Origin of the sequence: Williamsia muralis NBRC 105860, from assembly GCF_001598915.1 — a bacterium.
In the GTDB taxonomy this organism is placed as follows: domain Bacteria; phylum Actinomycetota; class Actinomycetes; order Mycobacteriales; family Mycobacteriaceae; genus Williamsia; species Williamsia muralis.
This window is the reverse complement of sequence record NZ_BDAP01000008.1, coordinates 1-21,372: the sequence shown is the minus strand read 5'-3', so window position 1 is coordinate 21,372 and position 21,372 is coordinate 1. Positions and strand designations below refer to the sequence as shown.

Here is a 21,372-nt window from a genome sequence, read left to right as displayed (position 1 = left end):
ATCTCCCACGAACCCAGCGCCACCGCGACACCACAGCGCCGGGTATTGGTCTATGTGGCAATGGTTTTGACGACTCTTGCTCTTGTTTTTGATCCGATCGCCCGTGCCACGCTTGCCGATGGCCGCATCGTTGACCTTGGCCCGCTGGAGCTTCGGTTGGCGTTCAACACCGGGGTCGCTTTTAGCTTGGGCAATCAACTTCCCGCTGCGGCCCTGATTGCGGTTACCGCTGCAATCACTGTGGGTATTGGCATCTACGCGTGGGTCAGCGCACCGCATCACCACACAGTGCACGCCATGTGCCTGGCCGCCATCTTCGCCGGCGCCACGGCCAACGTCATCGATCGGCTCATCGACGGCAAGGTGACAGACTATTTCCACACCGGGTGGTGGCCCACATTCAACCTCGCCGATACCTATATCACTTGCGGCGCAGTGGTTCTCATCGTGGCTGTGTTCATGGAGCGGCCAGCGGACACGGCAAGCTCATCTCAGTGACCTGGTGGTGGCGCCTCGCGAGTTAGGGCTTTCTAGCGCCGGTGTGCTGCCCCGGGGTGAGGCCAGGCTGGCGGTCTGCTCGTTGGTGTGGTCGTAGCGTTCGGCGCAGTCGGTTGAGCAGAACCACCACCGGTCGGTGCCGGTCTGTCGGTGTGCCGGTGCTGTCGCTGGGTCGATCCGCGCTCCGCATATCGGGTCGCTGGGATGGCGGGCTGGGGTGAGTGCGAGGGCGTGCAGCTCGACGGGGGCGCTGATGTTGCGCAGCCCCCGAGACCCCAGTGCCGTGGTGGGCCATCCGATGCGGGTGGCGGCGGGCAGTACCGGGGTGGTGATGACCGCCTGGCCTGCGCCGGCGAGGGCGGTGATGCGGGCAGCGACGTTGACGGTATGCCCGAACAGATCGCCGTCGCGGACGATCGCTGTGCCGTGGTGGATCCCGGCGCGCAGCGTGAGGAATCCATCGTGGTCGGCGACGGCGTCCGACAGGGTGTTGATCGTGGCGAGCATCGCATCGGTGGTGTCGGCGGCGAGCATCACCGCATCGCCGATGGTCTTGATCACTCGGACACCCGGGTGAAGCGCTCGCCGGGCCTGTTCGGCCAGCGCGAGAGCGAGTTCGGCGGCTTCCTGGTCCCCGCAGATCTCGGTCAGCACGCTGAAGCCGGCGAGGTCGACGAATGCGACGGTGACCTGCACCTGCTCCAGTCCGGCCAGCTCGTTCGAGTTCGCGCCGTGGTGGTGCGGGTGCGACGGCGCGATCATCGGTCACCGCCGCGGCGCGCGCGAAACCGGGTAGTGACCGCATTCTCCCGGATCCGGAGGTCGGTCAGCGGCAGGGTGTGAAGATGCGGGCGTAGCTCGCCACGGCTGATGAACCGGTGCGGTGCACCTTCGAGGCGATGCAGCAGCCGTGCCGGTGCGCTGGCGAGCAGGTCGTAGCCCACCAGTACCCCGCCGGGCGCCAGCACCCGGACCGCTTCGGCCAGGGCCTTCTCCCAGTCGAGCACGTGGTGCAACATGATGAACGAGACAACGGTGTCGAAGGCGCCGTCCGGAAACGGCAACGCGGTGGCATCGGCGACCCGAGCGTGAGCACGACCTCGGAAAGGTTGCATCCGGCGCCCGGCGGCCTCGACCATCTCGGGATCGATATCGGTCACTGTTAGGTCAACTAGATCTGGTGGCGCCGTCGCGAGGATTTGGGTCGCCATTGCACCACTGCCGCCACCGATCTCGAGCACCCGGCCCCGAGGCTCGATGCCCTGCAACGCCCACGGCAGCACCCATCTGCCCGTTGCCGCCTCCCAGGGTGCGCTGCGACAGAACAGTGACTCGATCGTCGACATCGATGGCATACCGGCGGCTCCTTACACACTTTGTCCGGGGCGCGTCGCCCGGAAATGTCGTGGTACTCGATTACACCACAAAATATCGCTATCATCGCCATATGACGATGAATAAGAGTGCGGTGGCGACCGGCGCGGACCTCGATCCGGCGGTGGCGTTGTTTCACAGCCTGTCCGACGGCACCCGGTTGGCGATCGCGACCCGGCTTGCCCAGGGCGGTGAGGCCCGGGTGGCCGATGTGATGGCTGAGCTGGGGTTGGCGCAGTCGACGGTCTCGGCGCATGTGGCGTGCCTGCGGGACTGCGGGCTGGTGGTCGGCCGTCCGGTGGGGCGGCAGGTGTTCTACAGCCTGGCGCGGCCGGAGCTGATGGACCTGCTCGCCGCGGCGCAGACACTGCTGGCGGCGACCGGGAACGCTGTTGCGTTGTGTCCTACGTACGGCACTGACAGCAAGTGTTGCGACGGCCCAGAGCCCGGAGTCGGCGCCCCGGAGGGCAAAGCGACGGTGTGGCGATGAGCGAGGCATGCGGCTGCGGGCACGACGAACCCAGTGAGGAAGAGCAGGCGGTCTGCGCCGCAAGGGATTTGCGGTTCTGATCCTGGTTCGTTCCGGTAATCCGCCGGTGCCTTCTGGCTGCGGCGAAGCGACATCGCTGCCCCAGCGGGTACGGCGTCCTCCTGTGCGGTGTGACGGCGGCCTTCATCTACGACTTCCCGGCTGCACCGAGTCTCGCGGTTCCTGTGGTCAGGCGTTAGATTGGGTGATGAGTTTGTTGAGGGTGGTGCCGGCGCTGCCGGTCGAGCGAATCGTGCTCGGTGTGGAGTTCTATTGCACACGACTTGGGTTCACGGTTATCGCATCAGATGAGGGGTTCGCGAAACTGGTGCGCGAGGGTGCTGAGGTGCATCTATGGGCGGCGTTCGACGACGATTGGCGTGCGCGTTCTGACTTTGTCGCGATGCCGATCTGCAGTGGGGCAGAAAGCTTCATCGCGGGAACGGCTAGTTGCCGGATAGAGACCGACGGGTTGGACGAGCTCTACCGCGAGATGGCGGCGGCTCAGGTTCTTCATCCGGGTGATGCTGGGGCGGGGCCCACGGACACTGAGTGGGGCACGCGAGAGTTCGCGGTACTTGATCTAGCTGGAAATCTGCTGACGTTTTTCTCGCCAGTAGCTCCCGGGACCTGAGCACTCGTGCCGTCGAGCAGGGCAGGGTCGTTGATATGAGGGTGGAGATTCTCTATGTCGAGGGCTGCCCTAACTGGGTAGCGGCGGTCGAGCGCGTCCGTGCGGCGGCGGCCAAAATCGGAAGGACAGATCTCGAAATAGGGGTGCGGCGAATTGGGTCGGATGCCGAGGCGGCAGCGTCACCGTTCGCTGGTTCGCCGACGATACTCATCGATGGCGCTGATGCCTTCGACGATGCCCTTCACGTCGATCAACTTGCGTGCCGTCTCTACCGGACTGAAGCCGGTGCGTCCGGGCTGCCGTCCGTTGATCAACTGGCTGATGTCCTACACGCCAGAGGCTGAGCGATTCACAACTGGTCTGTTGCAGGAGCTCAGGAACGCCTCTGCCACGTCACAGTCAAGAGCTCGAACTGGACTGGCCGGACTGTAGGACTGTATCAGTCTGTATAAGATCTCGCCTTATAGAGACTGATACTTTGCTAGTGTCTGCGGGTGGAATCTGGCCTCAATCCCTTCACGCCCGGTTCGGGTACTCGTCCGCCTGAGCTGGTAGGGCGTACTCGGGAACTGGAGCGTTTCGATCTGCTTGTCGCGCGGGTCAAGCAACGCCGCTACGACCGTGGGTTGATGCTGCAAGGGCTGCGTGGTGTGGGAAAAACGACGTTGTTGGCGACCATGGCTGACCAAGCCCGGCGTAACGACTGGGTCGTTGTCGAAGTCGAAGCACAGACAAGTCAGGAAGGCGCCGAAGCCCTGCGCCGGCGAATCTCCAAAGACGTCACCCGGGCGCTTCGACGCCGAAAGTTCGCCCGGTCGATCGTGGACCGACTCCGGTCGATGACCGAAGAGTTCTCGGTGTCAGCGACCGCGTTCGGCACGGGAGTCAGCGTGTCCAAAGCAGCGCCGCCACCGCAAGCATCGCTGGGGGTGGAGTTCGAAGATCTCGTGGAAGAGCTATGCGATGAACTGCGCAAAGAAGGCAACGCGTTCGGAGTGTTCGTCGACGAAATGCAGGAGCTCGAGGCGCCGCTGCTCCAGGTCCTGCTAGCAACCCAACACCGTGCCGCCCAACGGGGATGGCCGTTCTTTCTGGTCGGGGCGGGACTGCCGAACCTCCCTCAAGTCTTAGCTGATGCGCGATCCTACGCGGAACGGCAATTCGACTACCGCACCATCGGACCAGTGTCCAACGACGAAGCACGGGCGGCGATCGTCGCGCCGATTTCCCGACTGGGACAAGCCGTCACCGACGAGGCCGCTGACTACGTGGTCACTGCCAGCGCCGGCTACCCATACTTCCTGCAAGTGTTTGGATACGAACTATGGCGCGTGGCAACAGGATCACCGTTCAGCGTGATTGAAGCCGAAGACGCGGTGAGCACCGGACATGCCTCCCTCGACTCTGGCTTCTACAGCTCACGGTGGCTCCGCGCCACCGAGACCGAACGGCGATATCTACACGCCATGGCTGTCAGCGGTACCGAGCAACCGCGATCCTCCGCGGTCGCCACAGCCCTGGGTAGCTCCATGCAATCGGTGGCACCGCACCGCGACGCCTGCATCAAGAAAGGCTTAATCTGGGCACCCGAACGCGGGGTCGTAGCCTTCACCGTTCCCGGCATGGCCGAGTTCATTCGCCGTCAAAACAACACTGAGCCAGCAAACTGACCCCCGATGGCAAAGAGTGCCAGGTAGGCGAGTCCGTCGTCGTTGGGCTTGGGCCCGATCGTCTACCAACTCGGGCGACCTACCACTCGTCGCAGCTGCTTCCGGAATCTTCGTGACGTCGAACGCGTGAACCTGTGCACTTACGCACGGCCGACGCTGCGACCTCACTGAGGCGCCGCTACACCGTGGTTCGGGATACCTTTCGTCACTGGTGTCGAAAGGCGTTGCTGCGAAACGGAAGCAGTTAGTGAGACGCATTGGCGTGTAGGACGAGTAAGAATGCTCTTATAGCAGTGATTTTCAACGGGTCGAGATACCACGGACGGTCACTACTGAGAGACTGTTGCCCTGGGGCGTCAGGCCTTGGCAGTCACCTCCGGTCGCGTCGGCGGAAGCTGGCCGTAAGTTCTCATCAGGCCGAACTACGCTGGTCAGATGCGAGTCAAATGCACCATCGTCCTCACCGTTGCGGCAGTTCTGATGACCGCCGCGTGTTCTGCGGAAGAGGACGCTCCGAGAGTTTCCGCACCGCAAGCATTCGTTGATCGCTCGACGCTGCCTAGTTGCGGGGAGACCACAGCTAAAGGGCCCGATTCCACCCTCGCCGAGTTGTACCCGCAGTCAATTGTGGACTGCCTCCTGAGGAGCCGCTACGGGAAGGGCGCGGAGCTGAGCGTCACTGCCTTTACGACCGAGGGTGACCCGATCAGAACGTACTATCGGACGGCTGAAAGCGCCTCAACCGTCGAAGTTTTCCTAGATAGGTCCCGCGACGGCGGCAAAGAATGGGTGCAAATTTCATGCGAGGTACCCACAATCACTGCCGATGCCCTCCGGACGTGTACGAGCAACTACTAGCCGGGATGCGAGCCAGCCCGGATAGAGCAATATTGTGCGAAGAATCGTCGAACAATGCAGTGACACAGATCTGCTCATGTTTCTGGACTTGTCCTAGTTAAAGCCGAGATTGAGTTTACGTCGGGTTAGCTGCGATGGCAGGATTTGTCCCGGACCGATTGGCGTAGCAGCGAAGGTCCTATGGCTGCCACGACCGCAGTACCACCAGCAAGTAGGACCCCGACTCCAGCGGCTCGGCGGGGGACGCCGTTGCGGGCGGCCGCGATGACTACGCCCGCATCCACAAGGTCCATCGCGATACCGGCCTGCAGTACTAATCGTCTAACGGTCTGATCGGGGTGAAGGGCCGCAGCGCCAAGGATGATATCGCGAACGCCGAATGCTCTAATCCAGATGCCGCGGTCTGGCCCGGGGTAGTCGACCCCGAGGACGCGATGAACGCGGGCCGGTGCCAGTGCTGTCGTCGCGCCCCATATGATTCGGCCGAGGCCGATCGCTGAGGCAACTGTCCGTTCTGCGTCATTTGTCCGATTCACGGTACCTGTTCTATCACTGCGGAGCTAGAGCCATTTGAAGCTGTGCCAGGACCCGCGACGCGCGAGCCGGGCGCAGGTCGGGCAACGCGACTCCCGGATCGCGTAGCGTTTCGTCACTGGTGACAAAATGTACTGTGCCACAATTGATTACGCCGATAATATATATTATGTCAAGTAAACTTGACGCGGCGCAGGTATAGCCACCATGCGCCAGCTCCGATCAATGGAACAAACCGAATATCTCTGCAAAGCAACGGGTTTCGCTGCTAATATAGATTAGGTCAACTGGAGTCGGCAGTATTGCATCGGATGCACGATTCCCTGCGGCTCACTTGCGGATGGTCGACCTCACTTGAGCCTGCTGAGCAGCCCCAACGGCGGGCGCACAAAGCGCACCCATGACAGGAGATTACGGCGTGAAGGAACCTCCATAATCCCTTCAATCATCGGGTACGAGCTGTAATTAGTGTTGGCCGTGGCGGATCAAGCCTCTCGATGCTGCTGCTGCCACGGCCGAGGTCCGTGAATCGACGCCCAGCTTCGTGTAGATGTGCGCCAGATGAGACTTGACGGTGGCCTGACTCAAGAACAGCTGCTGGCTGATCTGCACGTTGGAATGTCCGTCTGCCACTAACTGCAGCACTTCGATCTCGCGCAACGTCAGTGTGTTTCCGGGTGCCCGCATTCGGTCCATCAGTCGCGATGCGACAGCAGGCGCAAGCGCCGATCCGCCCGCTGCCGCGGTGCGCACCGCGGCAGAGAGATCATCGGGCGGCGCGTCTTTGAGTAAGTAACCCACGGCGCCGGCTTCGATGGCGGCGAGAATGTCGGCATCGGTGTCGTAGGTCGTCAAGACCAGGACATACGGTGCGTCGGGGAGGGTTGCGATGCGGGCGATGGCGTCGACGCCGTGCATTCCGGGGCCGAATTGCAGGTCCATCAGTACCACGTCGACCTCGAGTTCCCTGGACAATTCGATCGCCTGCTCGGCAGTCGTCGCCTCGGCAATGATCGAAAAGTCTGGCTCGGTCTCGAGCACCGCACGCAACCCAGCGCGAACTATCGGATGGTCGTCGGCCAGGAGGAGGCGGATCATGTTCGCACCTGCAACGGCACAGTGATGGCGACGGCTGTGCCCTCGCCGTGTCCCGATTCCACCGCCAGGGTGCCGCGCAGTGCATCAGCGCGAGCTCTCATTCCGGGCAGCCCGAAGCCGCGATCCCCCTTGCTGACGGTGTCGGGTTCGAAGCCCGCACCATCGTCGACGACGTCGAGCGCCACCTCGGTGTCCATGTAGCTCAGGGTGACCGCCGCCCGGGTGGCATCAGCATGCTGCGTGGCATTCGCCAGCGCAGACTGGGCGATGCGCAGCAGCGCAACCTCGTGTGCTGTCTGGAGGGGCACCGGAACACCTGACAGCTGCCAATCGACCGGTAGACCGGTAGCCGCCGAAGTGCGGGCGCACAATCGTTCCAACGCCGAGGGCAGTGAGCCGTTCTCCAGATCCGGCGGTGTGAGCGCACGAACGAAGCGGCGTGCCTCTTCGAGATTGCTCGACGCTGTCACTCGGGCCTGGACGACATGCTTGTTCGCCTCGTCCGGACGCTCGGGGAGTAGGCGTTCCGCCGCGCGGAGCAACAAATGGATGCTGGACAAACCCTGAGCTAGGGTGTCATGGATTTCGCGGGCCAGCCGTTCACGTTCCGCTAGTACCCCGGCCTCGTGTTCCGCAGCTGCCAGTTCTCCACGGGCAGCGGTCAGCTCTTCGATGAGCGTGCGCCGCTGTTCGCTCTCCCGGTAGAGCGCCTGGTAACCGAGAACGACCGCGATCGCCACCGCGGCGCCGAGCGAGGGCCCGACCACCGCACCGACCGCGAAACCCCCTTGATGCCAGCAAAATCCAGCGATCGCCGTGATAGTCGTGACGACGACGGCTGTCAAGCCCCACCGCGTGGACAGGAGGTGGAGCTCGAGAAAGAACAATGGGAACGCCAGGTACACGGCCTCCGGGCTCACCACGAGCAACGCCGCCCACGCAGCCCCGACCGCCAGTAGCCATCCCGCCGCCGTCGCCCCGGAGTTACGCACTCTCGGCCAAGCTGCGCCCACTGAATAGATCACGCCCAGAGCCACGGCAAGAACGATGACAATCGCTAGGTGCGGTCCGCGTTGCTGGACCGCACGCACGACCGACAGCGTCAGCAGTGCCCCCATCATCAGATGTAGGCACCCGCGCAGGCTGCGCATGACAGGGGCGAGCGTCGACGGATCCATAACAGTGTCCAGGCTATGCGGTTCACTCTCGTCGACATCAGCCAAAAGATGTAACCGGCTCTGATCCTTCCGGCTCTCAGGATGCACTCTCCCGGTCGATGCCCCCGCACCCCGGCTCAGGCGAGGGTTGAACACAGTCACCGGGCACCTGATCCGGTCGTCTGCAAGAAAGGCAGAAGAGACGTGTTCGTCGCATGGAGAGACCTCCGATTCGCCAAGGGGCGGTTCGCCCTGATGGGAACCGTCATCGTCCTGATCACCATGTTGGTCGGCCTGTTGTCCGGACTCACCGCAGGATTGGGCAAAGAAAGCACGTCGGCGATCACCGAATTGCCGGCTGACCATCTGACGTTCGCAGCGCCGACAGAGGGCAAGTCGGTGTCCTTCACCGATAGCACCGTCACTGAATCCACATGGCAGCAGTGGGCCGCCGTGGACGGAGTGCAGCGAGCCGAACCACTCGGCATCACCACTACCAAAGCCGAAGCCGGGTCGCGCAGCGCCTCGATCTCTGCCTTCGGCGTGCAACCAGGCTCAACGCTGGCACCGGAATCGGACCGAATCGACGCCGACACCGCAATCCTGTCGACGTCGGCCGCCAACGAGCTCGACGCCGGTGCCGGCGACCACATCATCCTCGGTGGACAGCGGCTGTCGGTCGCCGCGATCGCCGGCGACGCCTCCTACAGCCACACGCCGGTGATCTACATGGACTTGCAGGCATGGCAGACCCTGTCCGGCGGAGCGTCCGACGGCCCACTACGCGCGACGGTGGTCGGGTTGAGCACTGTCTCCGACGCCGACCTCACCGCGGCCGACGAGCGGATCGGCACCGACACGGTGCCCACAGCGGACGCCAAGTCCGCCGTCGGCTCCTACAGCTCGGAAAACGGTTCGCTGCAACTGATGCGCGCCTTCCTCTTCGCTATCTCCGCACTTGTCATCGGGGCGTTCTTCACCGTGTGGACCATCCAGCGCAGTGGCGACGTCGCGGTACTCAAAGCCCTCGGAGCGTCCACCGCGTACCTGCTTCGAGATGCCCTCGGTCAAGCCGTCGCACTTCTTACCGTCGGCACCGCCATCGGAACAGGGTTGGCCGCAGCAGTGGGCGCACTCGTCAGCGGCCCTGTGCCGTTCGTACTCGACATCGGCACCGTGGCTATACCCGCGTTGATCATCATCGTCCTCGGCGCAGCCGGCGCCGGACTATCCATCAATCGAATCACCTCCGTTGACCCCCTCACCGCACTCGGGAGCGCACGATGAGCCTGCATCTGACTAACATCACCCTTACCTACCCCGACGGCGACGCCCGGCTGACCGCGCTGGACAGCGTCGATCTGCACGTCGAGAAGGGCACGATGACCGCCGTCATCGGCCCGTCCGGCTCCGGCAAATCCAGCTTGCTCGCCGTGGCGGCCACCTTGATCACACCCGACAGCGGACACGTCGTCATCGACGGAACACCGACTGCCGCAATGACCCGCGGAGAATTGACGACACTGCGGCGCAACAAGATCGGGACCGTATTTCAACAGCCCAATCTGTTGCCGTCGTTGACCGCCGTCGAGCAACTGCAGGTCATCGCCCACCTCGATGGACACTCCCCCCGCGGCGCAGCAACGCACGCGCTCACGCTGCTCGACGCTGTCGGTCTAGGCGATCACGCGCACAAGAGGCCGCATCAACTGTCCGGTGGGCAACGGCAGCGGGTCAATATCGCCAGAGCCTTGATGAGCAACCCCGCAGTGCTGCTGGTCGACGAACCCACCAGCGCACTCGACCACCAGCGCGGAGCAGCGATCCTCAATCTTGTCACCACCCTGACCCATACCAATGGCACTGCAACCGTTGTGGTCACCCACGACCGCACACATCTGTCCGACATGGACGCTGTCTTAGAACTCGGCGACGGCCGACTACTCGTCAACGCTCAAACCGGCTAAACCGTCGCCGTCGTCCAGGCACAGCACGTGCACCGCTGGTGTCCACAACAACCCGGACGCGTAGTGCCCTGGCTAGAAGAGATCGGCGGATTTGGGCGCCTCTCAGTTTCCGGCGACCGTACACACCGAAGCTGCCGTCATGGCGCTGATGGAGCGCGTTTCGGGTGTGCAAGTAACGCACTCGTTGCTCCACGAGTCGACGTACCTGACTGCATTGGTGAGGCGAACTCCGGGGTCTTCCTGATGGCCTTGTGGCCAGCGAACCGAGCGTGATTCCCTTTGCCTTTCGTCACCGGTGACAAAACACGTTGCAGCGCAATTGATTACGCGCCGATAGGATAGATTATGTCAAGTCAACTTGACATAACGCAGGTAAAGCCACCATCCGGCGGCCCCGATCAACGGGACCATCCAGATGGCCAGCAACCACAACCGCAACCACCGGCCCGGCACGGCGACTCTGCCTTGAGAACGCTGGCGGAGTTCACCTACGTCGCCGACGAACTCACCGTCGCGTTCAACGGCTCGACCTCCACCGAAACCGATGGCTCGGTCGTGTCGCACTCGTGGAACTTTGGCGACACGGCCACCGCGACTGGTGCAACCCCGTCGCACACCTACGCCGCGCCGTGTGCCCGTGCCGCCCCGGGCGCCGACCCAGACCTCAGACCGCTCGGGGCGGCACCCTAAAAGCGGCAGAATGCCACCCATGGAGGAGTTTCGGAATACAAAATAAAATTCAGGGATTCCGCGGGCGCCAGCTCCTCTCGCCGAGCGCCACAGGCCACGGTTGGGTAACGTCCGATTGGGCGAAGCTGGACCTCCAACCGGCGTCGCCACTTTGCTGCCCTGGGGCCGAGTGCCCCAAACCCCGGCCCCAGGGCAGCAATCCATACTGCGGCACGATCTAGTGATTCTCACCCAACTTGCAAGGGTGTCCAAACTCCCCGGTGAAACAGCCGCCACCCGTTCGACTCACGCTTTCCTCGATGGAACCTCGCGGCCGCATTTTGCCGATCAAATCAGCGTGCCTAATTGTGTGTCCAGCTCCATCCGCGCGCCCAACAGCACCGAATCACTGATGCCGGAAGACCCAACCCTTCCGGTAACCGCACCCGGTATCGCGACAAGCGGTATCGGGTGCGGCGCACCACGATTGGCCATCCCGCTCGCTAGGTCCATCTGCCCGGCTAGCTGCACACCACGTCACCAAGGCGGTAAAGTATGTGTTCTACATCACATTAGTGGAGGTCACCAACCATGATCGACCATGACTACCTGAGCACCGACGCACCCTGCCCAAACTGCGGGGGTCGGATGCTCGCTGACGTGGCTTACGACGATCGAGCAGGCGGAGACTCATTGCACCAGAGAGTGTCTGGCTACGACTGTCAGGAACTTGAGTGCGGCAGCCAGTTCAACATTCGCAAATGGGCCATACGAGCCCGAAGTAACGGCGTCTACGACAGCGGTCTCGCAGCACTCACCAACCCCACTCGCACCGGCAACCGAGCGTAGACGCCCAGATACGGGCGCCTGCATTTGCTGATACTCGCCCACAGCTTCCGACCGCCCCCCCTCCGCACCGGACACACCCCCGATCGCGGGTTTGGGCGCCCACTCTATGGACTTGGAACTGTGGTGCTAAAAGCCACGAGCAGCCCGAAGGCGATCAGCACGATACCCAATAAAACGATGCGCACGTACAGCGCGACTGAGCTGTTTCGTTCCCGCTTATCCCCCATGAAGACAAGCTAAACCCCACCGCGAACAGCCACAACATGATGCCCGCCGCATCTGATCAGGAATATCGCATAGAACACATAGCGATGGCCCCCGGCCATGGATCTAGGGAGAGAAATGGCCGGGGGCATCAGGCCGGGCGTGTGATCCTAGGTAGGACACCGGCCGTCACGAGCATAACCACTACCCACGGGCACCGCACCGCCAACAAACTTGGGTTACCGACCTAGGGGACCACCCGGCCCACGTTGGGCTGCCGTTCAATCGGTGCCCAACAATCACAGCACGCTAGTCGGACGGACCATTCCCGTGTTCGTCACACAGCCAGATCCTCGCCTGCTCGACTTTGCCCCGAACGTTGAACTCCAACGCAACCCACGCACCGGGCCGCTGACAATGCAGGACGCTGCACTCCGAGGCTCCAGTTTCTTCCCCCACGCTTCTATGATCGCAAGAGAAGACAACCCGAGCACGCTCTGGTCCACTTCAGGCACGTCACGCCCGGCTGCGGCCGCTGTCAATGCGCGTACAGGAATGCCACAGCGGACAGCCCCACCAGTATGAGAAGAATGAACGCTCCAAGGACTACTTCTTTACGTCACGGCCGCCGGTGAGGTCCCCCAGATCCCATGATCGAAAGTATGCCTTCCCCCAGAGGTCTTACGGCTGAGTCACTCCCCGCCACTTTCCCAGCTCGGTCCCGACGGTCGCGACAAATAGATCTCGCCGCCTCCGGGGAGCACTTGCTTCCGATCGTCGTGAATGATCAACTCTTAGTGCTCAGCTTCCGGGTCCGGATCCGCATCGGTGATGGCAATGCATGCAACCCGCCCCCAGTCGATGATGTACGACGGATTCGGATCCTCAGCGTCCGTCGTCTCAATCATTGACTCGCGCCGAGCGTGCCGCAGCACGCCCGGTCCCTGCTTGATCACGAAACCTTGCGATTCGAGCTCGTCGTCATCCTCGGGGTCATCGGCTCTGCGGGTCGATCCGAGCATCAGATCTTCGAAGTAGGCCTGGACTTCAGATTTAGTCGAGTCTTCGACTGTGTACACCATTGGCAGTTGCGGCTCGATACGTAGTAGGTCATGACCTCAAGTCAACCCTCTCGAACCAAGACCCGAGCCCTCTTTGTGCGACCGTGAACTGGCTCTCGCTCGCCCTGGCGGTAGGCGGTTTGAGTGTTCGGCCTCCGTGTCCTTCTGCCGGGTTCCGGATTCGACGCGTGGGGGCATTACCGATGTAGCATCTCCACGTTGGGGTCTGAGCCACTTCAACAGAGGACCACCCCTCGCGACCGTCAAGAGCCGAAAAGGGGTGGTCTTCTCTTTTTGCTTCGACACCCGCAGATCCGATAGTCGAGCGGCCGTCGGGGGTATCGCCGCTCTCGCGAACTATCCCGCGCGACCAAGGTGCGGCCCCGGCCTGAGGCGTCGACGCCGATTGCACCACCATCTGGGGAGGCAGAAGATACCGTTGCCCCTATGAGTAGCCAGAACTTGCCCTACGTCCTGGAGCTCGCGGGCATGACGATCACGGCCGAGGCAAACGGCCGGCCGCCCGATGATCTCCGCAAGACCGCCGAGAGGAACGGCGTGGACGCGGACCAACTGAACCGGGCGATCACGATCCTCCGTCGCCTTCCGGAGCAGTCAAGGACAGCATTCGTCTACGACCAGATGTTGCTCGACGGGCACATAAAGGGCTACGCCAGCCTCGACGACCGACCTAGCCCATGGGTTCTCGGCCAGTTGGCGCACGGCTATTACGACCTCGGCAGTCACGCGGACCAAGGTGAGCGGTCCGGCTCTTAGTGGTGCTGCCCCGGCCTGAGGGGTCGGGGTCCCAGACCGGGACAGCGGCGTTAGCCGACAGGGTCAGAACCGGCCAGCACAACCAACTTTACGCGCGAGAAGAACCAGCGGGTGGCGGGTAACACCCGTGCCCGCAAGTTAGGGGCTCGCAGTCCGAGAGCGTCCGTAGCAGCTCCCAGCTGTCAGATGCTCCAGGCTGTCAAAGAGGGACTTTGCGATGATGGGTTCAAACGCGTTCAGCTGCAATTATCCACCCTCTGCGGCCATCGAAACGGTGACGTCGTTGCCAGCCAGCGCAGCTCATCGAGGCCGCGCAGGCCACATGGCGGGCAGTCAACGCATCGCAGCTGGTGAAACTGGTCCGTGATGGCGCCACCTTCGACAAAGGCAAACTCATCGAACCCGACGCCACTTCACACGCCGAGGATGCCGCCTAGAAATCGCTCATCCACAGGCCTTGACAATATCTCGCGACGAAAAGTATTGCAAAGCAATTGATTACGCCGATAGTGTATTTATGTCAAGTAGCGCCAAACTAATCGTTAGGTCAGACTCGACAAACCGGTCTTACTTTGCAACACTGGGACCATGTCCGCATCTCGTCTACTCGAGCTCATCGACCTCTGGCGGGTGGCCGACCAGCGGACCGACGCGGAGGCAGCTCGCCGGATCGGAATCTCGCGGGCCACATTAAGTTTGATGCGTACGAACGGTGTCAAAGCGCTGCCGAACCGATCCACGCTAGAAGGTATCGCTGCGACGATAAGCCTGCCGTACACGGCGGTCCTTGTCGCAGCGCTGCGAGACGCTGGTTACCTCGACCATCAGTTCATCATGATCCCTGCCGAAGAGAACCAGGCGAAGCCCACGTGAGCAGCTCACCGGCAGACCTCGATCAGCAGCTCGCGTCGAACCTCCTGGCGGCGGGCGTCGTCACGTTGAGAAACCCTAAGCGGTCGAGTAGCGGTTGACGCTCTGCATTTCGCCTAGCAGCGTTCGCCCGGTTTCCGTGGGTAAGTACTGGAAACTCTGTGGGGGCCTGAATAGTCCGAGTCGAGACTGCAGACACATCGGTTCATCGGCCACTAATACGTCGCCGACGGCTATGCCTGTCCCGGACTGTCGGCCGGTGTAATACGCGGTGAAGTCTGCCCATCCGATGCCGGCCACGTGACGAAATCTTCGCCATAGCATCTGTGGAGCCAACGTCACCTGCTCGTTCACGGCGAATGCTCCGACGATGGCGCTGACGGGCGCGGTCGCGTAAACCAGGACATGGGTAACGTCCGGTGCGATGGGGCGTTTGCGAAATTCGACTCGTTTGGCTCCAGCCAGGATCTGATTCGCATACTTTGGATGGATGGACATAAGCGCTACGCGTCCTACGCGTCCTACGTGTCCAGCTGCTGTTGTGCCCATCTCACTCCTGCCTCGGGGACTGCGGTAATGCTCATTGGCGAGCTTTTCATCACCTCGTTGTCGATGAGCGATTGGCGGCTCCATGGCGGTTCGACACGGCGATCTAAACGAAAAAGTATGGCTAGCACCTCGCTTTCACACTGACGGCAGATTTCGTTGTAGCTGTAAACGGTCCGTCCAGCGACGAACGCGGCCACTTGGTCCGGCTTACGGCTGACTAGAGTTTGCTCGACCACACCAACAGCCGTGACTTGGGCTGAGCCGCTCCCGGTGCGCAGGAACGCGACCGTGCTGCCAGGCCGCAATTGACGGCTAGGTGAGTGGCATAGATACGCTTTACGGATGGCATTCCCGCACGATTCGTTCTCCAGGAGCGACTGCTGATCGTCGCTGTCGGGAAACAGCCGGGCATGAAACTTGTCTTGAATCGGGATCAGAAATAGGGAGTCGACGAGTAACGCACGTGGGCCGTACCGTACGTGGTGCTCGAGCGGGGGGAGCCGGGGGGAGCCTGGCTCGGGACCGAATCGCTTGACCATGACGACCTCACCGTCGTCAGTGACGGCACTCTCGGCGAAGCCGAACCGTTCTAGCCACCCGATCAGCTTTTCATGACGGGGCCAAGCGGTGAGATAGGCGGTTGGGCAATGACGTTCAACGGCGTAGTCAACGACTGCGCGAAGGAGCAGTTCGCCGCGGCGTGAACCACCGACGCCTTCATCGACTTTGAAAGTGCAGATCTTCAGTACACGATCCCCCAGCCCGAACGCGTTGTGCTCCTCTTTCAGTACTGCGATCCCGTTGGGGTCGGCGTTGTCTCCGAGGAGGATGACCGATCTGCGTTCATCGACGACCTTGTCCCACCATCTCGAAAAGTCCGGGTAGTCGTCGCTGAGCGATGCAAATAGCGGAGCATCTCGGTTGACTTGGTAGGCGGCCGGCATATGAGCGGCGGCGGCGTTGGCCAGCGTGGGATCGCGCAAGGCGCGGAGCCAGTCGATCGCTTCCGCGAGGGAGAATACGTTGGCCAGACCAGCGCGTTCTGCACGTGAGCGCATCAGACGGTCTTCGGTCACAAGAGCGGTCGCTGCTCCAGTCGAATACGCAGACAACACTTCCATGTCCGCTTTGTTGTTGCGAGTAAGTGAGGCGGGAAACTGCTGTCGCACAGCGTGATTTGTTCCCACGGCGCGGAGTACGACGTAGTACTTGTCGAGCGTCCTCTGGCGCGTGGTGCGGCGGGGTTCGGGGGCGTTCTGGAAGTCGGTCCGAGTCCCGTGACTGACGAGTAGCTCGAAACCGAGATCGCGGGCGAGCCGGATCAGGGCCGCCGCGTCTTCTGCATTGATGTGCGGCTCCGCTGGGTTGTCGTCTTCGTGGGCAATGACGATGTTCGTGTCCACTAGTAGCCGCAAAGTGCGACCGTGCGGGTCCTTCGCCATGCGCACTTCCCTCCAGGTCTCTACAGCAATCTATCCTGGTCGGACGAATGCCGGTTTGTGCACGAGCTGTGCGGGTCCTGCGCTCTGCTTCGCCGGTAGAGCTCGCGCCTCGCGGGCGGTGTCGGAGAAAGCTGATACAACTTCTGGCGTGGCATCTTCATCTAGCGGTACCCAGGACAGGCGTCGGCATTGGCGCGGTGAACGCAAGGCCGTGCTGGTGCGTGTACCGGTCGCCCTTGCTGACCAGCTGGCGCACGAGGCGGAGACGCGTGGTACGTCTGTGAGTGATTGTGCCGCAGCTATTCTTGCGAACGCTCTCGGTGAGGACTCGGCAGCATGACACGCGCACCGTTCGGCGGTAACCCCGTTGACACACAGCTCCTACGCAAGGCCCGCGGCGCGTTTTTCACACCACCGGCGTTGGCCGATTTCGTCTCGCGCTGGGCCATTCAGGCACCTACGGACCGGATCCTTGAGCCCTCGTGCGGCGAGGCGGCATTTTTGCTGTCGGCGGCCGCTCGCCTTGATCAGCTGCACGCCCCCAAGCAGCGCCGCCAGCTCGAGGGTATTGAAATCCACGCTCCCAGCGCCCGGTCTGCGACAGAACTTGTCGCGGCGACGGGACGGCCGGCGACCATCGGTGTGTTTGATTTTTTTTGCCGTGCCCAGCGAACTCCGCGAACGCCGCAACATACCCGTGGCCGAGAACATTGACGCGCCCTAGCAATGCGCATCGCGGTCACGTGAGTAGCCAGCGCTCAGTCCGCGTTGGGACCACTCGCCATCCGACCGCTCGCTTTGGCGGATCTACGCCAAATCAGCAACCGGACCCAGCCAACGGCCAGGATGACCTATGCCAATAGGGCACGTAATCCTCTGCGGTGCAACATATTCCGCGCACTGATAAGATACCTTATGTCAAGTAAACTTGACACGCCGCAGGTAGAGCCACCGTCCGGCCACCCTGGAACAGGTCGAGGCCTTCTCGCCGTTGCGGACGCGCTAGAGAGGCTTGTGGCCTCGCAGGAACCCGTCGACGACGGCCGTGTGCAGACCCTGGCCCGAGGACCTGCGGACGGCCGCGCGGTTGAGGACGCTGACGGTCGCGATCGTAGAGAACGTAACCGACGCGCAACGCAAGAAGGTCAACGAGAAACAGCGCAACGAAAAGCAGAATGCCCGTTGTTGAGGGCCCGCACGTCCCGTCGCGAGCGCACTCTGAAGGCCGGCCTCTGGGCCACCGGCCATATGGGGCGGGCATTTGCAGCAGGGCTTGCGGGTGGCCTCGTCGGCATCCCGGCAGCACGGCTCGATCAGTTGAGCTGCACGTTTTCGAGATACTTCGAATGGCCAGCGACACTAGCGGAGACGTCGTGGTCGTGGATGCGGGCGAATTTGGTGCGGAAGCCAGCGAATCCGACCGCCGTTTGTCCGCCTTGGGCGGTCTTGTAGGCGAACTTGAGGACACCGTCGTTCGATGAGTGGTAGTTGTGCACTGCACCGGTGACTGCGTTGCTGAGCAGTCGCCAGTCACCTTTTGACCCGACTGCGGCGCCTAGCAGATGGACCGTGTCGATTTTCGGTCTGCTCTTCGATGTCGCAAGGGTTTCGGCCGCTGTGGCTGCAACGCGGGCACCAAGGCTATGGCCAACAAGCACGTAGCTTTGTGCATCGGTTCTCGCCAACAGTCCTGCCAGAGCCACACCCGTTCGGTCGGCCTTGACCTTGGCGGTGTGCCAGGGGTTTTTGGCAATGGCTGCCATCGCGAGCGCGGGTGCCAGCGGTCCCAACTTCTTCGCGCCCGCCTTCCCCGCCTTTGCAGCCAGCCCCTTGACTCCGAGCGCCGCTGCCGGTTGTCCACCCAGCGCCTTGACCATTGCCGCCAGATCTCCGAGATCATTGCTCCCCCAATGAACCCGATAGATCGGTGAATCCGGGTAGCGTTGTGCGACAAGCTTCTTCCAGTCCTTGCGTGTGTCCGTCCCCTCGCTGAACAGTCCATTCGCGACGATCACGGCTATGCCGGACCCCGGCTTGATCAGTTCGATATTGAACGACTTGTCGGCGCCGATGTAAGCAGTTGTCACGGAACTGCCTAGTGCACCGCCCAGAGCTCCGCCGACAGCTGCGACGACTGCTGTCCCGCCAGCCATTCCCAGCCCACCTGCAGCGATCGAGCCACCACCGAGCAAGGCTAATCCGTAACTGCTCGCCGCGGCACCGGCGTAGCCGCCGCCCCCCGCGACGCTCAGACTTCCTATTGCCCCACCGATCGCCGGAGCAGCAAAAAATGCGCCAGTCGCGAGTGCGCCGGCGGTAAGAACAGAGATCGTCGCTACACGTGACCCCAGTGCGAGGTTGCGGCGCTCGAAATTGAGGAATTCGTGGTAATCCTCTAGCACCCCAAAGCTCGCCGACGCCTTCTCGAACCCGGGGATCTCATGCCTGTGCTCGGCGCAATACCGTGGCACCAGCACGGCCGCGAAACCTCGCGTCGCCATGTTCGCGCACCCAGGACCTGCGCATCCCAATGTCGGCGATCCGCACGATTCGCAGAGGTACGCCGGCATCGTGCCGAATCCTTGCGTCAGGCGTCGATGGTCGCTGCGGGTGAAGCATGCTGAGCACCAGGAATTCTTCGACGCGGTACCTAACTTATCGACCAGTTCTGCGATGCCAGCCACAATTTTACGGTGCACACTTGCCTGCTCACGATGACTTTTTCGCTCGTCGCCTTCCGGTAGCGTGCGGTCTAAATGATCGTGCTTGGCGAATGCCCATGCGTTGTGGACCAAGGCGGGATTCGTACCCAACGCGTCGTCACCCAGAACGCGAGGCTCTAGATCGCCCAGCGCACCGTTGCAGCGCATCGTCAGCCCTTGCGGGCTGCGAACCGCGCACTCGACCTCTGCATTTCCGAGTGAGCGAAATACGACTTCCGCGGACCTTTCCACCACATGCCTTCCTGAACCCTCGACCAGCTTCAAAGCAAATCTACAGAGTGAACCACCCCGGGTTTGACCCACACCTGGTTACTTGCTCAGCCCAACCGCGCGACCTGCCAAGGCCGTGGTCAACAAGAGCCTGGTGGTTCCGCATGGATCTCGTCCTCCTATCCGGGAGACGAAGAAGCTTGGTCGAATACCGGACGCCGGCACGGTAACAACGTTTGGGCGTAAGGACGCTGGCGGTGCCCGCGGTTGAACCTGGAACTGCTCCGCAACGACCGGGCGCCGTCGGGCGACCGTGAAATTTTGGCCCTTTGCGTGATTGACTCGGTCCGACTGGCGTCAGGTGCTGAGTGTTGCCAAGGTGGACTTGGTGGGATCGGTGCGGCCCTTATGCTCGCAGCCGAGCTACGACGTCGTCACTGAGAACCACCCCGATCTGCACAGCTTCGGCGCTGCGGGCGGGTTCACCGAGGTCGTCGACGCTGATGATCACGACGCGGTGGTCGGTGTTTTGGCGCCGGCGGCGGCGGCCGAGGGTGCCGAGCGGGTACTTGCTGTGGGCGCGCATCCTGACGATGTGGAGATTGGGTGCGGGGCCACCTTGTTGCGGCATAGCCAGCAGGGCCACCCGGTCACGGTGTGACTCTCAGTGGCGGCGCGGTAGGCGGGCCGGCCGCGGCCCGGCGGGCCGAGGCTGCCGCGGCGGCTATGGCGATGTCGGCGCAATTGCTGATGGCGGATTTACCGGACACGCGACTGGGCGAGGCCCGGAGATGACCGCCATCATCGAACAGGTCATCGCTGCGGTTCGGCCGACAACGATGTACGTGCATTCAGCTGCCGACAGCCATCAAGATCACCGGGCGGTGCACGAGAAGGCGTTGATCGCCGCCCGCCGCGTGCAGCAGGTTTTCTGTTACAGTCGCCGTCCTCTCTGAACGGGTTCGCGCCCAGCAAGTTTGTGCCCGTCGACGAGACGATCGATGCGAAAGTCGCTGTCTTGGAGCAGTATCGATCACAATCAAACCGACACTATCTTGATCCGGAACTGGTCGTTGCCACAGCCCGGTACTGGGCACCCTTCCTGCACCGACCCGGTTGAACGCAGGTGCGCCTCACTCCGATAGTCGTGTGGGAAACAGCCACACCGACACCTGACGGCGCCGTGCCCTGCGCGGGTCGTGCCGTGAAGGCGACATTGCGCGGCCGCACAGCGACCTCACGCGCTCGATCACGACACCGCCGCCTCTCCATGGCCCTGCCCTCGGTCAGCACACCATGCTCGCTGATCGCGACATACTCACCACGGCCCACCCGTATGCATCGGCATCAGATGCAAGGACTACACCGTCCAGATGAATTCTTGATGATTGGCGCTGACGGGTACACCAACACCGACATAATGAACAGCATGATGTTTCTGGAACCGCCGAGGCGCCTACACACGGGAACACCCAGGCGACGCGTGCGGCCGACGACGGCCTCGTCGCCGTTCACTCCCGTCGGGGGTGATCTGGCGATCTTGCTGACCCTCCCGGCACTTGTGGGCACCATGGTCGGCCTCGCGATGCTGACCGAACTGCAATAAGTCGAATTCGATCCCTGTCCTTAGACTCAATCCTCTTGTCGGGCAACAGATGACTCGTCCCGGCGATCTCCAAGAACGCGACGTGCCGGACCG

General features: G+C 62.4%; 23 protein-coding genes and 1 pseudogene. 16 read left to right on the top strand and 8 right to left on the bottom strand.

The window, feature by feature from the left end:
* Positions 1 to 498, top strand: a complete 498-nt coding sequence (gene lspA / locus WIMU1_RS23025) for a signal peptidase II (RefSeq protein ID WP_062800743.1) — start codon at positions 1 to 3, stop codon at positions 496 to 498.
* On the opposite strand, the gene WIMU1_RS23020 is transcribed toward lspA, so the two are convergent.
* Positions 487 to 1,260, bottom strand: coding sequence for an adenylate/guanylate cyclase domain-containing protein (locus tag WIMU1_RS23020; RefSeq protein WP_084248511.1), 774 nt, complete (start codon positions 1,258 to 1,260; stop codon positions 487 to 489). The genes lspA and WIMU1_RS23020 overlap by 12 nt on opposite strands.
* Positions 1,257 to 1,853 (bottom strand): class I SAM-dependent methyltransferase, encoded by a 597-nt coding sequence (locus WIMU1_RS23015; protein WP_062800713.1) that lies wholly within the window; start codon positions 1,851 to 1,853, stop codon positions 1,257 to 1,259. The genes WIMU1_RS23020 and WIMU1_RS23015 overlap by 4 nt, the downstream gene beginning before the upstream one ends.
* 92 nt (positions 1,854 to 1,945) lie before the next feature.
* Between WIMU1_RS23015 and WIMU1_RS23010 the strand changes: the two genes are divergently transcribed.
* Positions 1,946 to 2,362: an ArsR/SmtB family transcription factor gene (locus tag WIMU1_RS23010; RefSeq protein WP_062800711.1), complete on the top strand. Its 417-nt coding sequence runs from the start codon at positions 1,946 to 1,948 to the stop codon at positions 2,360 to 2,362.
* 247 nt (positions 2,363 to 2,609) lie between these two features.
* Positions 2,610 to 3,035 (top strand): VOC family protein, encoded by a 426-nt coding sequence (locus WIMU1_RS23005; protein WP_062800741.1) that lies wholly within the window; start codon positions 2,610 to 2,612, stop codon positions 3,033 to 3,035.
* Between the two features lie 179 nt (positions 3,036 to 3,214).
* Here WIMU1_RS23005 and WIMU1_RS26740 read toward each other — a convergent pair whose 3' ends face one another.
* Complete coding sequence (locus WIMU1_RS26740; protein WP_255283891.1) at positions 3,215 to 3,349, bottom strand: hypothetical protein; 135 nt, start codon at positions 3,347 to 3,349, stop codon at positions 3,215 to 3,217.
* Positions 3,350 to 3,529: 180 nt separating this feature from the next.
* Here WIMU1_RS26740 and WIMU1_RS23000 point away from each other — a divergent pair, with 180 nt between their 5' ends.
* On the top strand, positions 3,530 to 4,705 hold the full coding sequence (locus tag WIMU1_RS23000; protein WP_062800709.1) for an ATP-binding protein: 1,176 nt from the start codon (positions 3,530 to 3,532) through the stop codon (positions 4,703 to 4,705).
* Positions 4,706 to 6,562: 1,857 nt separating this feature from the next.
* Here the strand turns inward: WIMU1_RS23000 and WIMU1_RS22990 are convergent.
* Both WIMU1_RS22990 and WIMU1_RS22985 read right to left on the bottom strand, forming a co-directional pair.
* The gene (locus tag WIMU1_RS22990) at positions 6,563 to 7,195 is read right to left on the bottom strand and encodes a response regulator (RefSeq protein ID WP_062800705.1); all 633 of its coding nucleotides are present in this window, start codon (positions 7,193 to 7,195) and stop codon (positions 6,563 to 6,565) included.
* Positions 7,192 to 8,373: a sensor histidine kinase gene (locus tag WIMU1_RS22985; RefSeq protein ID WP_062800703.1), complete on the bottom strand. Its 1,182-nt coding sequence runs from the start codon at positions 8,371 to 8,373 to the stop codon at positions 7,192 to 7,194. Before WIMU1_RS22985 ends, WIMU1_RS22990 begins: the two co-directional genes overlap by 4 nt.
* A 183-nt stretch (positions 8,374 to 8,556) precedes the next feature.
* Between WIMU1_RS22985 and WIMU1_RS22980 the strand changes: the two genes are divergently transcribed.
* The 4 genes from WIMU1_RS22980 (at position 8,557) to WIMU1_RS22970 (ending at position 11,009) form a co-directional block, all read left to right on the top strand.
* Positions 8,557 to 9,639 (top strand): ABC transporter permease, encoded by a 1,083-nt coding sequence (locus WIMU1_RS22980; RefSeq protein ID WP_062800701.1) that lies wholly within the window; start codon positions 8,557 to 8,559, stop codon positions 9,637 to 9,639.
* Complete coding sequence (locus WIMU1_RS22975) at positions 9,636 to 10,319, top strand: ABC transporter ATP-binding protein (RefSeq protein ID WP_062800699.1); 684 nt, start codon at positions 9,636 to 9,638, stop codon at positions 10,317 to 10,319. Before WIMU1_RS22980 ends, WIMU1_RS22975 begins: the two co-directional genes overlap by 4 nt.
* Positions 10,320 to 10,410: 91 nt before the next feature.
* Positions 10,411 to 10,563, top strand: a complete 153-nt coding sequence (locus WIMU1_RS26935; RefSeq protein WP_371850312.1) for a DUF6461 domain-containing protein — start codon at positions 10,411 to 10,413, stop codon at positions 10,561 to 10,563.
* 221 nt (positions 10,564 to 10,784) lie between these two features.
* Positions 10,785 to 11,009 carry a PKD domain-containing protein gene (locus WIMU1_RS22970; RefSeq protein ID WP_062800697.1) on the top strand — a complete coding sequence of 75 codons (225 nt, stop codon included), beginning with the start codon at positions 10,785 to 10,787 and terminating at the stop codon, positions 11,007 to 11,009.
* A 1,826-nt stretch (positions 11,010 to 12,835) separates the two neighbouring features.
* Here the strand turns inward: WIMU1_RS22970 and WIMU1_RS22955 are convergent.
* Complete coding sequence (locus WIMU1_RS22955; RefSeq protein ID WP_062800691.1) at positions 12,836 to 13,123, bottom strand: hypothetical protein; 288 nt, start codon at positions 13,121 to 13,123, stop codon at positions 12,836 to 12,838.
* A gap of 426 nt (positions 13,124 to 13,549) precedes the next feature.
* Here WIMU1_RS22955 and WIMU1_RS22950 point away from each other — a divergent pair, with 426 nt between their 5' ends.
* The 3 genes and pseudogenes from WIMU1_RS22950 to WIMU1_RS22945 all read left to right on the top strand — a co-directional run bounded on the left by WIMU1_RS22950 (position 13,550) and on the right by WIMU1_RS22945 (position 14,752).
* Positions 13,550 to 13,879: a hypothetical protein gene (locus WIMU1_RS22950; protein ID WP_062800689.1), complete on the top strand. Its 330-nt coding sequence runs from the start codon at positions 13,550 to 13,552 to the stop codon at positions 13,877 to 13,879.
* Positions 13,880 to 14,175: 296 nt separating this feature from the next.
* A pseudogene (locus WIMU1_RS26270) lies at positions 14,176 to 14,316 on the top strand (IS256 family transposase); the annotation flags it as partial.
* Positions 14,317 to 14,467: 151 nt separating this feature from the next.
* Complete coding sequence (locus WIMU1_RS22945; protein WP_062800688.1) at positions 14,468 to 14,752, top strand: helix-turn-helix domain-containing protein; 285 nt, start codon at positions 14,468 to 14,470, stop codon at positions 14,750 to 14,752.
* Between the two features lie 518 nt (positions 14,753 to 15,270).
* Here WIMU1_RS22945 and WIMU1_RS22935 read toward each other — a convergent pair.
* Entirely contained in the window at positions 15,271 to 16,740 is a 1,470-nt protein-coding gene (locus WIMU1_RS22935) for a GNAT family N-acetyltransferase (protein WP_147431451.1), read from the bottom strand.
* Positions 16,741 to 16,888: 148 nt separating this feature from the next.
* Here WIMU1_RS22935 and WIMU1_RS26265 point away from each other — a divergent pair, with 148 nt between their 5' ends.
* On the top strand, positions 16,889 to 17,080 hold the full coding sequence (locus tag WIMU1_RS26265) for a hypothetical protein (RefSeq protein ID WP_147431452.1): 192 nt from the start codon (positions 16,889 to 16,891) through the stop codon (positions 17,078 to 17,080).
* Positions 17,077 to 17,454 (top strand): N-6 DNA methylase, encoded by a 378-nt coding sequence (locus WIMU1_RS26260; RefSeq protein WP_120803092.1) that lies wholly within the window; start codon positions 17,077 to 17,079, stop codon positions 17,452 to 17,454. The genes WIMU1_RS26265 and WIMU1_RS26260 overlap by 4 nt, the downstream gene beginning before the upstream one ends.
* Positions 17,455 to 18,053: 599 nt before the next feature.
* Here WIMU1_RS26260 and WIMU1_RS22925 read toward each other — a convergent pair.
* Positions 18,054 to 19,727: a DUF726 domain-containing protein gene (locus WIMU1_RS22925; RefSeq protein ID WP_245969316.1), complete on the bottom strand. Its 1,674-nt coding sequence runs from the start codon at positions 19,725 to 19,727 to the stop codon at positions 18,054 to 18,056.
* 334 nt (positions 19,728 to 20,061) lie between these two features.
* Here WIMU1_RS22925 and WIMU1_RS26545 point away from each other — a divergent pair, with 334 nt between their 5' ends.
* The 3 genes from WIMU1_RS26545 (at position 20,062) to WIMU1_RS22915 (ending at position 21,279) form a co-directional block, all read left to right on the top strand.
* Entirely contained in the window at positions 20,062 to 20,334 is a 273-nt protein-coding gene (locus WIMU1_RS26545) for a PIG-L deacetylase family protein (protein ID WP_211339064.1), read from the top strand.
* Positions 20,335 to 20,464: 130 nt separating this feature from the next.
* Positions 20,465 to 20,629 carry a PIG-L deacetylase family protein gene (locus WIMU1_RS26250; protein WP_157366805.1) on the top strand — a complete coding sequence of 55 codons (165 nt, stop codon included), beginning with the start codon at positions 20,465 to 20,467 and terminating at the stop codon, positions 20,627 to 20,629.
* Between the two features lie 473 nt (positions 20,630 to 21,102).
* Entirely contained in the window at positions 21,103 to 21,279 is a 177-nt protein-coding gene (locus WIMU1_RS22915; protein ID WP_157366804.1) for a hypothetical protein, read from the top strand.
* Positions 21,280 to 21,372 lie beyond the last annotated feature (93 nt).

What these genes read in the sequence shown, in the direction of transcription:
- WIMU1_RS23020 (WP_084248511.1), bottom strand. Translation starts at nt 1,260, where the DNA reads ATGATCGCGCCGTCGCACCCGCACCACCACGGCGCGAACTCGAACGAG.
- WIMU1_RS23015 (WP_062800713.1), bottom strand. Translation starts at nt 1,853, where the DNA reads ATGCCATCGATGTCGACGATCGAGTCACTGTTCTGTCGCAGCGCACCC.
- WIMU1_RS23010 (WP_062800711.1), top strand. Translation starts at nt 1,946, where the DNA reads ATGACGATGAATAAGAGTGCGGTGGCGACCGGCGCGGACCTCGATCCG.
- WIMU1_RS23005 (WP_062800741.1), top strand. Translation starts at nt 2,610, where the DNA reads ATGAGTTTGTTGAGGGTGGTGCCGGCGCTGCCGGTCGAGCGAATCGTG.
- WIMU1_RS22990 (WP_062800705.1), bottom strand. Translation starts at nt 7,195, where the DNA reads ATGATCCGCCTCCTCCTGGCCGACGACCATCCGATAGTTCGCGCTGGG.
- WIMU1_RS22985 (WP_062800703.1), bottom strand. Translation starts at nt 8,373, where the DNA reads ATGGATCCGTCGACGCTCGCCCCTGTCATGCGCAGCCTGCGCGGGTGC.
- WIMU1_RS22975 (WP_062800699.1), top strand. Translation starts at nt 9,636, where the DNA reads ATGAGCCTGCATCTGACTAACATCACCCTTACCTACCCCGACGGCGAC.
- WIMU1_RS22955 (WP_062800691.1), bottom strand. Translation starts at nt 13,123, where the DNA reads ATGGTGTACACAGTCGAAGACTCGACTAAATCTGAAGTCCAGGCCTAC.
- WIMU1_RS22950 (WP_062800689.1), top strand. Translation starts at nt 13,550, where the DNA reads ATGAGTAGCCAGAACTTGCCCTACGTCCTGGAGCTCGCGGGCATGACG.
- WIMU1_RS22945 (WP_062800688.1), top strand. Translation starts at nt 14,468, where the DNA reads ATGTCCGCATCTCGTCTACTCGAGCTCATCGACCTCTGGCGGGTGGCC.
- WIMU1_RS22935 (WP_147431451.1), bottom strand. Translation starts at nt 16,740, where the DNA reads ATGGCGAAGGACCCGCACGGTCGCACTTTGCGGCTACTAGTGGACACG.
- WIMU1_RS26260 (WP_120803092.1), top strand. Translation starts at nt 17,077, where the DNA reads ATGACACGCGCACCGTTCGGCGGTAACCCCGTTGACACACAGCTCCTA.
- WIMU1_RS26250 (WP_157366805.1), top strand. Translation starts at nt 20,465, where the DNA reads ATGACCGCCATCATCGAACAGGTCATCGCTGCGGTTCGGCCGACAACG.
- WIMU1_RS22915 (WP_157366804.1), top strand. Translation starts at nt 21,103, where the DNA reads ATGATGTTTCTGGAACCGCCGAGGCGCCTACACACGGGAACACCCAGG.